Origin of the sequence: Actinocatenispora sera, assembly GCF_018324685.1 — a bacterium.
Taxonomy (GTDB): Bacteria; Actinomycetota; Actinomycetes; order Mycobacteriales; family Micromonosporaceae; genus Actinocatenispora; species Actinocatenispora sera.
Genome location: NZ_AP023354.1, coordinates 1,333,861 through 1,347,338 on the forward strand (window position 1 = coordinate 1,333,861; position 13,478 = coordinate 1,347,338).

The window sequence follows — 13,478 nt, forward strand, 5'->3', positions numbered from 1 at the left end:
GCGGCCGTCACCGCCCCGGGTACTCGTGGAGCAGGTCGACGAGCGCGCGCAGCGCCGGCCGGAACGCGTGGTCCGGCGGGGTGCCGTACCCGATCACCAGCTGCGGCGACCGCCGGCCGGACCGGCCGTAGTGCGCGGAGAGCCCCTCCAACCCGAGCGAACGCCGCCGCGCCGCGTTCACCACCGCCGACTCGCTCACCCCGGCCGGCAGCCCGACCAGCAGGTGCAGCCCGGCGGCGATGCCGGTGGCCGGCAGGCCGGCCGGCAGCGCGGCGACCAGCTCGTCCCGCCGGCGCCGGTAGGTGATCCGGCTGCGCCGCACGTGCCGGTCGTACCGGCCGGACCGGATCAGCTCCGCGAACGTCAGCTGTTCCAGGATCCCGGTGTGCCGGTCGGTGTGCCGGCGCTCCCGTACCAGCGGGGCGACCAGCTGGGGCGGCGCCGCGAGCCAGCCGAGCCGCAGCCCCGGCGCGAGCGTCTTGCTCGCGGTACCGACGTAGACGGTCGACGCCGGGGCCATGCCCTGTAGCGCGCCGAGCGGCTCCCGGTCGTACCGGTACTCGCCGTCGTAGTCGTCCTCGACCAGCAGCCCGCCGGTGCGGCGGGCCCAGTCGGCCAGCTGCGCCCGCCGTGCCGGCGCGAGCGCGACGCCGAGCGGGAACTGGTGCGCCGGCGTCACCACCACGGCGCCGACGTCCGCGGTGGCGAGCCGGTCCACCCGGATGCCGTCCGAGTCGACCGGTACCGGGACGGTACGCAGCCCGGCCGCCTCGGCGACCTCGCGGTACGCGGGCAGGTACGGGTCCTCCAGCGCGATCGCCCGCACCCCGCGGTCCCGCAGCACCGCGCAGACCAGCGCCAACCCGTGCGCGAACCCGGCGCAGACCATCACCGCGTCCGGCTCGGTCCGTACGTCCCGGACCCGGCCCAGGTAGCCGGCCAGCTCGGCGCGCAGGTCGGGGTGGCCGCGCGGGTCGCCCCAGCCGAGCGCGGCGTGGTCCGCGGTCGCCAGCGCGGTCCGGGCCGACGCGAGCCAGTCGCGGCGCGGAAACGCCGACAGATCGGGCAACCCGGGCCGCAGGTCGTACCGGACCGCCGGGCGCCACGGCCGCTCCAGCGGTACCGGCCGCCGGGCCGCGGTGGCCCGGGGCGCGACGACCGTACCGGCGCCGGGCCGGGCCAACAGGTAGCCCTCCGCGGCGAGCTGCCCGTACGCGGCGGTCACGGTGCCCCGGGACAGCCCGAGGTCGGCGGCGAGCGCCCGGCTCGCCGGCAGCCGGGTACCCGGTGCGAGCCGCCCGGCCCGTACCGCCTCGCGCAGCGCGTCGGTCAGCCCGGCCCGGCGCCGGCCGGGACCGAGGTCGAGGTGCAGGTCGACGCCGCCAATGGACCATGGTTCGGACATCGAATTGGACCCTATCCGCGGCCGTTCGCCGACCTAGGGTCGAGGCATGACAACGCGGACGAGCATGAGTGCGACGCACCCGGAGATGTACGAGACGCTGCGCCAGCTGCACCGGCGCAGCGAGGCGGCCGGCCTGGACCCGTTCCTGATGGAGCTGCTGAAGATCCGCTGCTCGCAGATCAACCACTGTGCGTTCTGCATCGACATGCACACCAAGGACGCCCGCGCGCTGGGCGAGACCGAGCAGCGCATCTACGCGCTGAACGCGTGGCGGGAGACCCCGTTCTTCACCGACCGGGAGCGGGCGGCGCTGGCGCTGGCCGAGTCGGTGACCGTGCTCACCGACGGCTTCGTCCCGGACGAGGTGTACGACGCGGCCGCCGCGGTGTTCGAGCCGGCCGAGCTGTCCGCGGTGGTGTGGGCGACGATCGTGATCAACGCGTTCAACCGGCTCGCCGTCACCGGCCGCACCACGCCCGGCTCGTACGTGTCGCAGCGCAAGCCGCTCGACCGGGCCACCGCATGACGGCGTCGGCGCTGGCCGACGCGGCCGCCACGTTCCGGGCGCTGCACCGTCCGGGGACCCCGGTCGTACTGCCGAACGCCTGGGACGCGAACAGCGCCCGGATCGTCGCCGAGCAGGGCTTCCCGGCGGTCGCGACCAGCAGCGTCGCGGTCGCCGAGTCGCTCGGCTATTCCGACGGCGGCGGCGCGCCGCCCGAGCTGATGTTCGCCGCGGCCGGCCGGATCGCCCGCGCCGTGGACCTGCCGGTCACCGTGGACGCCGAGAACGGGTACGGGCTGCCCGCCGCCGACCTGGTCGCGGCGCTGGTGTCCGCCGGCGCGGTCGGCGCGAACATCGAGGACTCGACCGGCGGCGTACTGTCCGATGTGGACACTCATGCGGCCCGGCTGGCGGGCGTCCGCGAGGCGGCGGTGGCGGCGGGCGTTCCGCTGGTGCTGAACGCCCGCGTCGACGTGTTCCTCCGCTCGCCCGGGCTGTCCGAGGCCGAGCGGGTCGACGCGGCGATCGCCCGCGCCAACCGGTACCTGGCGGCCGGCGCCGACTGCGTGTACCCGATCCTCTGCCCGCCGACGGCGGTCGCCCGGCTGGTGAACGGGATCGACGGCCCGGTCAACGTGCACTGGCGGCCGGACGGTCCGAGCCCGGCGGAGTTCGCCGCGCTGGGTGTGGCGCGCATCTCCGCCGGCGGTCTGCTGTGGCGGATGGCGATGGACGCGTACCGGAACGCAGTCGGCACGCTGTCGATGTGACACGGCGCCGCACGACGGGTCGCGGTCGGGTCACCGAACGCGACCCGCGTTTCGTACGGTGATCCGCTGGTTCCGGCGACGGCCGTCGCTGCGAGGCAACCCGATGCTGGCATTCAGGTTCTTGGCAGAATCGATCGATAATGTCATCGGCGCGGAGCACGCCGCCGAAGCCGGCGGTTGGCCCGGGGTCGATGTTGGGGGCGTTGCCCCGGGCCGCTGCTCCGTCCATTCGTCCGTTGTGGACAGTCCGGTCGACCCGCCGCGCTGGCGTACCGCCGTCGACGGGCCGCCGTTCGCCTCGGCGCCGGGTGTAGAGCAGCCCCAGCCGGTTCGGCGCCGGATGCAGGGCAGCCCCAGTCGGCTCAGCGCCGGCCCCAGCCGCTTCGGCGCCGGGTGCAGGGCAGCCCCAGTCGGCTCAGCGCCGGATGTAGGGCAGCCCCAGCCGGTTCGGCGCCGGATGCAGGGCAGCCCCAGTCGGCTCAGCGCCGGGTGTAGAGCAGCTCCAGCACCGCGCGGGCCGCTTCCAGCCAGCGATCCAGCCAGCCCTCGGGCAGCCGCGCGTCGCGAGCCGGCAGCTCCGCGAGCAACCCCTGTACCAGCGGATGGTCGGCCAGTTGCGGGTCGTCGATGGCCGCGACGGCCTCGGCGGCGGCCTGGTCGGCCGCGCGGTGCGCGGCCCCGTTGATCGGGACCGGCTGCCCGGTCACCTGGTTGCGGAAGTTGAAGCCGTCGGCGCCGTCGCGGCCGACGTTGTCCGGCACGAGATCCATGCGGACAGCCTGCCGAAGTCGCCGAGTGTCCGCCACGGCGGGGTCGGCGGACCGGTGGCCGTGCTCCGCCGTTCGGGATAGCATATTTGATATGGCGACGGAGGACGAGGAGGAGCTGCCGGTCTTTCCCGGCTTCCGGGGCATGGCGCAGCGCCGTCGCGGCCTGCTCGCCGAGTTGGTGGCGCAGCGGCGGGCGGCGGGGCTGTCCCAGGCCGAGGTCGCTGCCCGGATGGGTACCTCGCAGTCGGCGATCGCCCGCCTGGAGTCCGGTTCCGTCGACGCTCGACTGTCCACGTTGGAGCGTTACGCCGGTGCCGTGCACCGGCGGCTCGACCTGCGGCTGCGCGACGGCGGAGCGGAGCCCCGGTGAGCGAGCGGGTCAGCGCCGTGCCTCGTCGGGCTCGCGGCGACGGCGGAAGTTCGGCGGGTGAGCGTGCTGCGCCCCGCGCCTCGTCGGGTCGTGGCGACGGTGGAAGTTCGGCGGGGTGAGCGTGCTGCGCGCCGTACCTCGTCGGGCTTGCGGCGAAGGAGGAAGGGCGATGAATAACGGCGCGACGGCGCGATACGGCGGGATCCCCGACTGGCGCCCGCCCGGCGACCCGGGCGACGTGCCGGGCCGGCGACCGGGGATGCCCGATCGGCAGCCGGACCCGTCCCGGTTCGGCGCGCCGGACCGTCTCGCCGCCGGCGGCCCGGCGTCCTGGCTGGAACAGCGGATGTTCGAACAGCAGACGGTCTCCGTGTCCGGCCCGATCACCCCCGAGCTGACCTCGCGGGTCAGCGCCGCGCTGATGACGCTGGACGCGCTGGCCGGCCCGCGCGGCTCGATCACCATGCACGTGTCCAGCCCGGACGGTGAGCTCGCCGCCGCGTTCGGGCTGATCGACGTGCTGGAGCTGATGCAGACCCCGGTCCGGGCCGTCGCGCTCGGTACCGTCGGGGGAGCGGCGCTCGGCGTCTACGCCGCCGCCGGCGACCGCCTGGCGTACCCGCATGCCAGGTTCGTGCTGGCCGAGCCGCGGGTCGACGAGCTGGCCGGTACTGCCGAGGACGTCACCCGGGCGGCCGGCGCCCACCTCCGGCTGCTGGAGGACTTCGCTGTCCGGCTCGCCGACCGTACCGGTCACAGCCAGTCAGAGATCGAGAGCGCACTGTCAGATCGGCGGGATCTGTCGGCATCGGACGCCATCGATTTCGGGCTGGTGCACCGGCTGATCCCGGGCCGGCCCGAGTCGGCGCCCGGCGACGGACGATAATCGAACCATGCGGCTGTCCGCCCGAGTCGATTACGCGTTGCGCGCCGCTGCCGAGCTGGCCGCCGCGACCGAGTCGCCGGTCACCTCCGAGCAGCTGGCCCGCGCGCAGGAAATCCCCGGCAAGTTCCTGGAGCACATCCTCAACCAGCTGCGCCGGGCCGGTCTGGTGCGCAGCCAGCGCGGCCCGGTCGGCGGCTACTGGCTGGCCCGGCCGCCGGAGGAGATCTCGCTGGCCGACATCATCCGGGCGGTCGACGGCCCGCTGCTCGGCGTGCGCGGCGAGCGGCCGGAGCACGTCGACTACACCGGCGCGGCCCGGCCGTTGCAGGAGGTGTGGATCGCGCTGCGGGCGAGCGAACGGGCGATCCTGGAGTCCGTCACGCTCGGCCACGTGATCGACGGCCAGCTGCCGCCGGCCGTCCAGCAGCTCACCGAGGACGAGCGCGCCTGGATCACCGTCGGCCAGTCGCACTGACCCAACCCACCGCTCCACTCAGCCCTCCCGCGTTGATCAAGGGCTCCGTGTGTCGATCAAGGGCACGGTGCGTTGATCAAGGGCACGGTGCGTTGATCAAGGGATTCATCCGGGACGTCCAGCGTCGACGTGTCCGAATCCCTTGATCAACGCGGGAGGGGACGGGGGCGGGGCGGGGGTCAGCGGCGGGTGGGGCTGGCGTGGCGGCGGCGGTTGATGCCGGTCAGCACCAGGATGCCGAGCACGGCCAATCCGAGCTGCAGTACGTGCTTCTTCCAGTCGATGCCGGGCGTGTCGCGGAATCCGAACACCGCGGCGATGCCGGTACCGACGAACGCCGCGGCCACGCCGACCACGATGCTGGCCCACCAGGACACCGGCTGCCGGCCCGGAATAAGCAGCCGGGCGAGCACCCCGATGACCGCGCCGCCGATCACCGCCCACGCCACCGTCGTCAGCATCGCCCCTCCTGCCTCGCACGGTAGCGTGCCGGGCATGGCACCGGCCGTACGGGACCTCCGACCCGACACCGACCTCGACTGCCTGCACGAGATCATCCGCACCGTGCACCCCTACCTGGTACGCAGCCGGGCCGGGCTGGCGTGGCAGTTCGCGCACGCACCGGCACAACAGCGGTTCCGGGTGTTCGTCGCCGAGCTCGACGGGACGCCGGTCGGCCTGGTGCGGTCCGGCCTGGACTGGGAGACGTCGGTGCCCGGCCAGGGGTTCGCGCACGTCTCGGTGCTGCCCGCGTACCGCGGTCGCGGCGCCGGCACCGTGCTGCTCGGCGCCGCGGAGGACCACCTGCGCGGTCTCGGTGTCCGGGACGTGCATGCCTGGGGGTCGACCGACCCGGCGTCCGAACGGTTCGCCGACAAGCACGGCTACCAGCGCCGACGCCGTGCCCGGTACCAGCGGGCGGTGCTGTCGGTGGCGCGGCTGCCGGAGCCGGCGGTACCCGCCGGGGTGGAGCTGCGGCCGTGGTCGGACTTCGCGGCCGATCCGCGCCCGCTCTGGTCGGCCGACGCGGACGCGAGCCGGGACGAACCGGGTGACGTGCCGGTCGACGCCATGCCGTACGAGGGGTGGCTGGCGGCCGCCTGGGAGCTGCCGGACACCGACCGCGAGCTGAGCATGGCGGCGGTCGTGGACGGCACGGTCGCCGCGTTCACGCTGGCCCAGACCGACCCGCCGCGGTACTGGTCGGGCATGACCGGCACCCGCCGGGCGTGCCGCGGCCGGGGTCTCGGCACGCTGGTGAAGGTGGCGTCGCTGCGGCGCGCGGTAGAGCGCGGCCTGACCGAGGCGTACACCGGCAACGACGAGCAGAACGCGCCGATGCTCGCGATCAACGCCCGCCTCGGCTACCGCGAGCACGCCACCCAGTGGCGCTGCCTGCACCACCTGTGACCTCGCGCCGCGTCGCCAAGAGCTCGGCGCGTTGATCAAGGGCTAGTGCGTCGATCAAGGGCTCGCCCCGTCGATCAAGGGCTCGGCGCGTTGATCAAGGGCTTCGTGCGCGATGTTCAGCGACGATGTGTCCGGATCCCTTGATCAACCGGGTGATGTGTCCGGATCCCTTGATCAACCGGGCGTGGCGGGGGTGGCGGGCGTGGCGGGCGTGGCGGGGGTGGCGGGGGTGGGTCAGCCGATGGGCCAGGTGTGGACCGGGTCTCCGCCGCGCATGTGCTCGCAGTAGCGCTGCAGCATCGCCGCCAGCGCCTGGTGCCGGTCGAGCTGCCGGTCGTCCTCCAGCTTCGCGACCGTCTCCACCTGCCACTGCGCGCCGTTCAGGCCGGTACGGCAGCGGCCCTCGATGATGCCGAGCAGCCGGTCGCGCACCGCGGCGTCGACGCCGAACTCGTCGAGTCCCTGGTACGCCAGCGGAAGCAGGTGGTCCAGCACCAGCTCGGTGGCCGGCACCTCGCCCAGTGCCGGCCACAGCAGCCGGGACTCGATGCCGTACCGGGCGGCGGTGTGGAAGTTCTCCTCGGCCGAGGAGAACGTCATCTGCGTCCAGACAGGACGGTCCTGCTCGCACAGCTGCCGGACCACGCCGTAGAAGAACGCGGCGTTCGCCACCATGTCGGCCACGGTCGGGCCGGCCGGCAGTACCCGGTTCTCCACCCGCAGGTGCGGCCGGCCGTTCATGATGTCGTACACCGGCCGGTTCCACCGGTAGACGGTGCCGTTGTGCAGCCGCAGCTCGCCGAGCTTCGGTACGCCGCCGTCGGCGAGCACCTGCTTCGGGTCCTCGTCGTCGAGGATCGGCAGCAGCGGCGGGAAGTACCGCACGTTCTCCTCGAACAGGTCGAAGATCGACGTGATCCACCGCTCGCCGAACCAGACCCGGGGGCGTACCCCCTGGGCCTTCAGCTCGGCCGGCCGGGTGTCGGTGGCCTGCTCGAACAGTGCGATCCGGGTCTCGGCCCACAGCTCCCGGCCGAACAGGTACGGCGAGTTGGCGCCGAGCGCGCACTGGACGCCGGCGATCGCCTGCGCCGCGTTCCAGGTGGCGGCGAACGCGTCCGGCGAGACCTGCAGGTGGAACTGCAGGGCGGTACAGGCGGCTTCGAGCACGATGGAGTCGGTCATCGTGGACAACCGCTCCATGCCCCGGATGTCGATGCTCAGGTCTTCCCCGCGCGCCCGAATGATCTGCTGGTTGAGCTGGTGGTACCGGGCTCCGCCGGACAGCATCTCGGGGCCGGTGTGCTCCTCGCGCAGCGTCGGCAGGGTGCCGACCAGGCACAGGTGCGCGCCGATCCCGCTGGCGGACCGCTCGGCGCGGGCCAGCCGCCCGCTGATGTCGCGCCGGTAGTCGTCGAAGCCGTCGCCGGCCAGCAGCCGGGGGGCCACGTTCATCTCGAGATTGAACCGGCCCAGCTCCGCCTGCAGCATCGGATCGTCCACCCGGGCCAGCACGTCCGCGTTGCACATCGCGGGGTTCGCGTCGTCGTCGACCAGGCTGATCTCGACCTCCAGGCCGGTCAGCGGCTTGTCCGAGTCGAACGCGAAGTCGTTGAGCATCAACGCGAAGACGTCCAGACAGCTGCGCACCTTTTCCCGGTAGCGCGCTCGATCCTGGCGGGTGAACGTGTGCGCGTCGAGCTGCTTACCCATCGGTCCTCCCGCGTCACCCGATGTGGTGCGAGTCAACCGTAACCGGACCGTCACCGGCACGCTACAGCCGTTCGATCATGCCACTGCTGGGCCGTTCCGGCAGGTTGGCGCCGGCCGGCCCGAGCGGGCGGCATTACCGCAGGTACGGATGGTGGCCGGGCGGCTCGGCGGGGCCGGCGTGCGGCGCCCGTACTGTCGGGACGCGGACAGTTTCGCCCGTGCCGCGCCCCCGGCCGCCCCTGTCCGGAGGCAAGCGGTAAGTCACCGGCTGGTAAGCGGAGACCCATCGGCGCCGGGGCCGGCGAGTTCGGCGGACACGACGACGGCGCCGTCGCGGGGGAGCGGCGGGCGCCGTCGGTGTCGGATCGTGGGTCAGGAGGCGGCGACCGCTTCGCCCTCGATCTCGATCTTGACGTTCTTGCCGATCAGCACGCCGCCGCTCTCCAGCGTCGCGTTGTAGGTCAGGCCGAACGCCTCACGGTCGATCTCGGTGCTGGCGGTGAAGCCGAACACCTGGTGCCCGTACGGGCTGGTGGCCACGCCCTCGAGCTCGACCTTGAGCTCGACCGGCCGGGTGACGTCCTTGATGGTGAGCTCGCCGGCCAGGGTGAAGGTGTCGCCGCGGTGCCCGGTGATCCCGGTGCTGGTGAACGTCATCTCCGGGTACTTCTCCGCCTCGAAGAAGTCGCCGGTGCGCAGGTGGTCGTCGCGACCCTGCTGGCCGGTGCTGACGCTGGCGATCTTGATGGCGGCGGTGACCCCGGACTGCGCCGGGTCGTCGGCGACCGTGATGGTGGCGTCGAAGTCGTTGAAATGGCCGCGAACCTTGCTCACCATCATGTGCTTGACGACGAAGCCCACCCGGGTGTGCGCGACGTCCAGCGTGTAGGTGCCGGGCTGCGGGATGGTCGTGCCGTCCCACTCGCGGGTGGCCAGGGTGCTCTCGCTCATGTCCTCGTCCTCTCCAGGCGCTGCTGTGTACTTGCCTCAACAACAATCTACGCAGCAAATATTTCGTTCGTCAACTACTGCTAGTCTGGAGGCATGACGAAGGAGGTCTTCGCGGACCCGCGGATCACCGCGATGGGGCTGCTGAACGAGGTGCACGCCGGGCTGAACGAGAAGTTCCAGCCGCTGCTGGCGGCGCACAAGCTGTCGCTGGCCGAATTCGACGTGCTGATCCGCCTGGCCCGTTCGCCCCGATACCGGCTCCGGATGAGCGACCTGGCCGCGCAGACGATCCTGTCCACCAGCGGTGTCACCCGGGTCGTCGACCGGCTCGAACGCGACGGTCTGGTCACCCGGGAGGCCTGCCCGAGCGACCGGCGCGGGTTCTTCGCGGTGCTCACCGAGGCCGGGCAGACCCGGGTGGAGCAGATCCTGCCGGAGCACAACGCGCTGATCGAGACCTGGTTCACCGGCCTGCTCGACCCCGACCGGCTGGCCGCCCTGGAGGACACGCTGCGCACCGTGCGCGACGCGGTCCGGCCCAGCTCCACCGCCGGCGTCACCGGCGAGGTGGAACGCGTCTGCCTCGAGCGTCCCGGCCAGACGGAGCGCCCCGGCCAGACGGAGCGCCCCGGCCAGACGGAGCGCCCCGACCAGGTCGAGCGCCCCGACCGGTCGGAGCCGGTCGCCGCCAACGAGTGACGGCGCCGGGGCGCGTCCTGCGCCGTGGCGGAGGGCTCAGGCCGTCGTACGAAGGTCCGCGGCCGCCCGGGACCAGTGCCGGACGATGTCGCGCACCGACAGGATGCCGACGACGTCGTCGTGGTCGATGACGATCAGGTGCCGGAACCCGCCCCGGATCATCGCCTCGGCGGCATCGATGAGCGTCCACTCCGGGCCGGCGAACACCAGGTCACGGGTGTGGTGCGACTCGGCGGTCTCGACGTCGGGGTCGAGCCCGGCGCCGATCGCGCGCAGCACGTCGCGTTCGGTGAGGATGCCCGGCCCGTACGCGTCCGGGTCGATCACCACCGCCGCGCCGACGCCCCGCTGCGACATCAGTGCGGCGGCCTGGCGGAGGGTGTGGCCGGGACCGATGGACACCAGTACCGGGTTCATGGCCTCGCGTACCTGCATGGCATCTCACTCCATTCACCGCAGCGCGGACGATTGCTAGCGAAGCTGACATGCCGGGCGTTGTACCCGCGCCTTACCGGTATTGTCCCGCCCGTGGCGCAAGTCACAAGGGTTTCGACACGATCGGGGCCGACCTGCCCGTTCGGGCGAGCCCGGGCGGCGGGCGGAGGTCGCCGCGAGCCGGGCGGTACCGTCGCGGGATACCGCCGTGGGCCGGCACCGAGCCGAGGCCGGCAGCGCGGACCGAGATGTACGGATGGTCACTGATCGGCGGGGATATCCTCGCCCGAGTGATCGGTCAGTCGAAGGGAGCCGGGACGTGCCGCTCAATGTCGTCATCCTCGCCGCGGGAATGGGCACCCGGCTGGGGCGACCGCACCCCAAGCCGCTGACCAGGCTCGCCGACGGGCGCACGATCCAGCGCCAGCAGCTCGACCACCTGCGCGCCACCTTCGGCGACGACGCACACGTCACGATCGTGGTCGGGTTCAAGAAGGACCTGATCATGGAGGAGTCCGGCGACCGGGCGAACTTCGTCTACAACGAGTCGTACGACCAGACCAACACCTCCAAGAGCCTGCTCAAGGCGCTGCGGCTGTCCCCGCCCGGCGGGGTGCTGTGGATGAACGGCGACGTGGTGTTCGTGCCCGGCCTGCTCGACGAGCTGCGCCCGGCGATCGAGGCCGACCGCAGCTTCGTCGCGGTCAACACCGAGAGCGTGGCCGACGAGGAGGTCAAGTACACGCTGGACGCGGCCGGCTACATCGCCGAGCTGTCCAAGAAGGTGGTCGGCGGTCTCGGCGAGGCGGTCGGCATCAACTACATCTCCGCCGCGCACAAGGCGACGCTGATCGAACACCTCGACCTGGTCGACGACCAGGAGTACTTCGAGGGTGGCATCGAGGGCGCCATCCGCACCGCCGGGATGCAGGTGTCGGCAATCGACATCTCCGCGTACGGCTGCGTCGAGGTCGACTTCGAGCCCGACCTGACCAAGGCCAACGAGCTCGATTCGACCGAGCCCGGTGTCCGGGACTGAGACCCGGCTCGTGCCCGAGCCGGAGACCGGGCCCGCGGCGCCGCCTACCGCGGCCGACTTCCTCGCCGTCAACCGCGGCGGCGGGCTGTTCACCGAGACGTTCGACCAGCGGCTGGGTGCCGTCTTCGCGCTCACCGCGTACCGGCTCGGGCTGCCGCCGACCGCGCTGACCGCGGCCAACCTGGTGCTCGGGGTGGCCACCTCGGTCGCCGTCGTCCTCACCGCCGGTCCGGTCGCGGCCGGTCACCTGCCGGCCTGGCTCGTCGGCGTGCTCGCGTTCCTGATCTGGCACGTCGCGTACGCGCTGGACTGCGCCGACGGGCAGCTCGCCCGGGTCGCCGGGTCCGGCAGTGCGGCCGGTGCCCGGGTCGACGTGCTGGTCGACGTCGCGGTACAGATCTCGCTGGTCGCCGCGGTCGGCGCGGTCGCGGTGGCGCAGCGCCCGAGCACGCCGGTCTGGCTGGTCGCGGTGTTCGCGTCGTCCTGGATGGTCAACCTGGTCACCTCGGTGATGGCCAAGGAGGGCACCAACGAGAGCCTGGTGACCTCGTCCTCGCTGCCGGTGCGGATCGTCAAGCTGATCCGCGACTACGGCGCGATGCTGCTGCTGATCGGCCTGGTGCTGGCCGCCTGGCCGGCCGGGATGATCTGGGTGATGGTGCTGTTCGCGCTGGTCAACTGTCTGTTCCTGGCGGCGAGTATCGCGGCGGCGGGGCGGGCCAGCCTGCGGTGAGCGGGCTGCGTGGCCGCACCGTCGCCGGCCTGGCCGACCAGGCGCTCGTCGCGCTGACCACCGCCGGCACCGGCCTGCTCGGTACCAGCGTGCTGCCGGTGCACGAGGCCGGCCTGATGCTGTACGCGGTGGCCGTGCTGGTGTTCGTGCAGGGGCTCGGCCGGGCGTTCGTCGGCGACGTACTGCTCGCGCACGTACCCCGGTTCGCCGACGCCGGTGACCGGCGCCGCCAGTTCGCCAACGCGCACGCCACCAGCGCGACGCTCGGGCTGCTCGGCGTCGTCGTCCTGCTGGCCGGGTGGCTGCTCGGGCCGCAGCACTACGTCGCGGACCTGGTGTGGTGCGCGCCGTTCGTGCCGTCGATCCTGCTGCAGGACCTGGCCCGCTACACCTACCAAAGCCGGGGCCGGCAGTCCCAGGCGCTGATCATCGACGGCTGCTGGGTGGTCGTCCAGGGCGCCTGCGTCGCGGCACTGCTGCTCACCGGGCACGTCGGCGGCGGACCGCTGATCGCCTGCTGGGGGATCGGCGCCACGGTGGGCGCGCTGGTGTTCTACGCGCGTACCCGGATCAACCCGCTGGGCGGACGGCCGGCGCGCTGGCTGCACGACACCCGGCACCTGCTCGGCTGGTTCACCGGGACGGGCGTGCTCGCGCAGCTGACCACGCTGCTGATCGCCAGCCTGGTACAGGGGATCCTCAGCGCCACCGCCTACTCCGGGCTGCGGCTGGTGCAGATCGTGGTGCTGCAACCGGCGCAGAGCTTCGTCATGGCGCTCAACGGACTGCTGGTACCGCGGGCGTCCGCGTTCGCCGGTGCCGGGGACGCGACCGGGCTGCGCCGGCAGACCCGTACCGTGCTGGCGGTCAACGCGGCGATCGGTGCCTGCATCCTCGCTGTCGCCGTCCCGCTGGCGCACCCGCTGCTGTCGCTGTACCGGTCCGGGGCGTACCTGGCGGTCGCGGCGATCGCGCTGCCCATCGCGCTGCAGGCCTGCCTGTACCTGCTGCAGATCCCGTTCACGGTGGCGATGCGCGGCATGCATCGGGCCCGGATGCTGTTCACGCAGTACCTCGCCTACTCAATGGCGGCGCTCGGCGGGCTGGTACTCGGCGCCGTGCTCGGCGGGTTGCCCGGGGCGGCGTGGGGGCTGATGTCCGGCGCCGCGATCGGTACCGCCGTACAGGCCTCGCTGTACCGGGTCGCGGTGCGGAAGCTGGTCGCCCTCGCCGGAAAGCCCGGTGCCGTGACCGGCTGACCGGACACGGCGGAAGCCCCGCGTCGGCCGGGAACTCCGCGTCGGCCGGGAAAGTCGA

Annotated in this window: 15 protein-coding genes and 1 pseudogene; 10 read left to right on the forward strand and 6 right to left on the reverse strand. The window is 72.8% G+C overall.

The features are described 5' to 3' along the window. Positions 1–7 precede the first annotated feature (7 nt). Positions 8–1,405, reverse strand: a complete 1,398-nt coding sequence (pdxR, locus tag Asera_RS06260) for a MocR-like pyridoxine biosynthesis transcription factor PdxR (protein ID WP_030445386.1) — start codon at positions 1,403–1,405, stop codon at positions 8–10. Positions 1,406–1,451: 46 nt separating this feature from the next. Between pdxR and Asera_RS06265 the strand changes: the two genes are divergently transcribed. Further along, positions 1,452–1,931: a carboxymuconolactone decarboxylase family protein gene (locus tag Asera_RS06265; RefSeq protein ID WP_030445387.1), complete on the forward strand. Its 480-nt coding sequence runs from the start codon at positions 1,452–1,454 to the stop codon at positions 1,929–1,931. Further along, positions 1,928–2,680 (forward strand): isocitrate lyase/PEP mutase family protein, encoded by a 753-nt coding sequence (locus tag Asera_RS06270; RefSeq protein WP_035295910.1) that lies wholly within the window; start codon positions 1,928–1,930, stop codon positions 2,678–2,680. Before Asera_RS06265 ends, Asera_RS06270 begins: the two co-directional genes overlap by 4 nt. 479 nt (positions 2,681–3,159) lie before the next feature. Here Asera_RS06270 and Asera_RS06275 read toward each other — a convergent pair whose 3' ends face one another. Further along, positions 3,160–3,450, reverse strand: a complete 291-nt coding sequence (locus Asera_RS06275; protein WP_035295916.1) for a hypothetical protein — start codon at positions 3,448–3,450, stop codon at positions 3,160–3,162. Between the two features lie 91 nt (positions 3,451–3,541). Between Asera_RS06275 and Asera_RS06280 the strand changes: the two genes are divergently transcribed. The 3 genes from Asera_RS06280 to Asera_RS06290 all read left to right on the forward strand — a co-directional run bounded on the left by Asera_RS06280 (position 3,542) and on the right by Asera_RS06290 (position 5,181). After that, the gene (locus Asera_RS06280; RefSeq protein WP_030445389.1) at positions 3,542–3,820 is read left to right on the forward strand and encodes a helix-turn-helix domain-containing protein; all 279 of its coding nucleotides are present in this window, start codon (positions 3,542–3,544) and stop codon (positions 3,818–3,820) included. 169 nt (positions 3,821–3,989) lie between these two features. Next, positions 3,990–4,706 (forward strand): ATP-dependent Clp protease proteolytic subunit, encoded by a 717-nt coding sequence (locus tag Asera_RS06285; RefSeq protein WP_030445390.1) that lies wholly within the window; start codon positions 3,990–3,992, stop codon positions 4,704–4,706. A gap of 7 nt (positions 4,707–4,713) precedes the next feature. Continuing rightward, the gene (locus tag Asera_RS06290; protein ID WP_030445391.1) at positions 4,714–5,181 is read left to right on the forward strand and encodes an RrF2 family transcriptional regulator; all 468 of its coding nucleotides are present in this window, start codon (positions 4,714–4,716) and stop codon (positions 5,179–5,181) included. A gap of 179 nt (positions 5,182–5,360) precedes the next feature. Here the strand turns inward: Asera_RS06290 and Asera_RS06295 are convergent, their stop codons facing one another. Continuing rightward, positions 5,361–5,642, reverse strand: coding sequence for a GlsB/YeaQ/YmgE family stress response membrane protein (locus Asera_RS06295; protein WP_030445392.1), 282 nt, complete (start codon positions 5,640–5,642; stop codon positions 5,361–5,363). A gap of 34 nt (positions 5,643–5,676) precedes the next feature. On the opposite strand from Asera_RS06295, the gene Asera_RS06300 reads away from it, so the two are divergent. Next, a complete protein-coding gene (locus Asera_RS06300; RefSeq protein WP_030445393.1) occupies positions 5,677–6,591 on the forward strand; it encodes a GNAT family N-acetyltransferase in 915 nt (304 codons plus the stop codon). A gap of 234 nt (positions 6,592–6,825) precedes the next feature. Here the strand turns inward: Asera_RS06300 and Asera_RS06305 are convergent, their stop codons facing one another. Continuing rightward, positions 6,826–8,304, reverse strand: a complete 1,479-nt coding sequence (locus tag Asera_RS06305; RefSeq protein ID WP_212804518.1) for a glutamate-cysteine ligase family protein — start codon at positions 8,302–8,304, stop codon at positions 6,826–6,828. A gap of 372 nt (positions 8,305–8,676) precedes the next feature. Continuing rightward, positions 8,677–9,255 carry a YceI family protein gene (locus Asera_RS06310; protein ID WP_030445395.1) on the reverse strand — a complete coding sequence of 193 codons (579 nt, stop codon included), beginning with the start codon at positions 9,253–9,255 and terminating at the stop codon, positions 8,677–8,679. Positions 9,256–9,348: 93 nt separating this feature from the next. On the opposite strand from Asera_RS06310, the pseudogene Asera_RS06315 reads away from it, so the two are divergent. Further along, a pseudogene (locus Asera_RS06315) lies at positions 9,349–9,819 on the forward strand (MarR family winged helix-turn-helix transcriptional regulator); the annotation flags it as partial. Positions 9,820–9,990: 171 nt separating this feature from the next. Here Asera_RS06315 and Asera_RS06320 read toward each other — a convergent pair. After that, positions 9,991–10,389 (reverse strand): CBS domain-containing protein, encoded by a 399-nt coding sequence (locus Asera_RS06320; RefSeq protein WP_030445397.1) that lies wholly within the window; start codon positions 10,387–10,389, stop codon positions 9,991–9,993. Between the two features lie 319 nt (positions 10,390–10,708). Here Asera_RS06320 and Asera_RS06325 point away from each other — a divergent pair, with 319 nt between their 5' ends. Genes Asera_RS06325 through Asera_RS06335 form a run of 3 tightly spaced genes read left to right on the forward strand, consistent with a single transcriptional unit; the run spans position 10,709 to position 13,420 of the window. After that, the gene (locus Asera_RS06325; RefSeq protein WP_157034719.1) at positions 10,709–11,428 is read left to right on the forward strand and encodes a phosphocholine cytidylyltransferase family protein; all 720 of its coding nucleotides are present in this window, start codon (positions 10,709–10,711) and stop codon (positions 11,426–11,428) included. A 10-nt stretch (positions 11,429–11,438) separates the two neighbouring features. Beyond that, on the forward strand, positions 11,439–12,161 hold the full coding sequence (locus Asera_RS06330) for a CDP-alcohol phosphatidyltransferase family protein (RefSeq protein ID WP_030445399.1): 723 nt from the start codon (positions 11,439–11,441) through the stop codon (positions 12,159–12,161). After that, the gene (locus Asera_RS06335) at positions 12,158–13,420 is read left to right on the forward strand and encodes an MATE family efflux transporter (RefSeq protein WP_030445400.1); all 1,263 of its coding nucleotides are present in this window, start codon (positions 12,158–12,160) and stop codon (positions 13,418–13,420) included. The genes Asera_RS06330 and Asera_RS06335 overlap by 4 nt, the downstream gene beginning before the upstream one ends. The last annotated feature ends 58 nt before the right edge of the window (positions 13,421–13,478 follow it).